Source organism: Candidatus Paralachnospira sp. LCP21S3_A2, assembly GCF_052118925.1.
In the GTDB taxonomy this organism is placed as follows: Bacteria; Bacillota; Clostridia; order Lachnospirales; family Lachnospiraceae; genus Lientehia.
The window spans coordinates 1-839 of sequence record NZ_JBQKGG010000047.1 but is presented as its reverse complement, the minus strand read 5'-3'; the positions used below and the strand labels follow the sequence as shown (position 1 = coordinate 839).

The following is an 839-nucleotide window of genomic DNA, read 5'->3' as shown; positions in this document are numbered from 1 at the left end:
TTGCAAACGTTTATTGTTATAGTAATCTATATAATCTACAATCATTTTTACGAGAGTACCTCTATCAGTGTATCGTTTTCCATAGTATCGCTCTCTCTTCAGAATTCCCCAAAAACCTTCCATTGGTCCATTGTCGATACATTTAGCAACTCGCGACATGCTTTGTATTATTCCAGCATTTACAAGTTTTGTATGAAATGTCCTGTTCGTATATTGGAATCCCCTGTCACTGTGAAACAGTGGCTGCGCACCAGGATTTCTAAGTAAAGCATTGTCTACCGTATCAAACACCAAAGCATTGTTGTTCTTATCACGAATAACATACGAAACAATCCGTCTATCATATAGATCCAGTATTGCACTTAGATAAACTTTATGCTTTTCCATCCCAATATAATAATGAAATTCTGTCACATCAGTGAGCCATTTTTCATTTGGTGTTTTGGCAGTGAACTCCCGATTAAGTATGTTTTCAGCTATATACTGAGGGTTTGCAGCCTGTCTTGTGCATCCGTTGTTAGAATACTTGATAGTTGATTTTATATTAAGTTTACGACAAATGCGTAGCACACGTTTATCGTTTACATCAATACCATGATATCGTTCCAAATCATCTCTGATTCTTCGATAGCCTTTATCCGGTGAGTCTGTATGAATCTTTTCTATCTCGTCAGCAATAAACCTATTCTTTTGCTCACTTTTAGGAATTTCTCTGTGTAGCCATTTATAATAAGCTGCTCTAGAAACATTACCAAGTTTACAAAGTGCAGCAACTGAATAATTATGATCTTCATGTTCTTCTTTGATTGCCTGATATATATGTTCATGACGGACCAGGC

At 36.2% G+C, this 839-nt stretch carries 1 protein-coding gene; it reads right to left on the bottom strand.

All coding sequences use genetic code 11. The annotated features are described in order from the left end of the window. Positions 1-839, bottom strand: an 839-nt coding sequence (locus tag ACTQ3K_RS12620; RefSeq protein WP_441568235.1) for an IS3 family transposase, incomplete at both ends; no start/stop codon positions are given.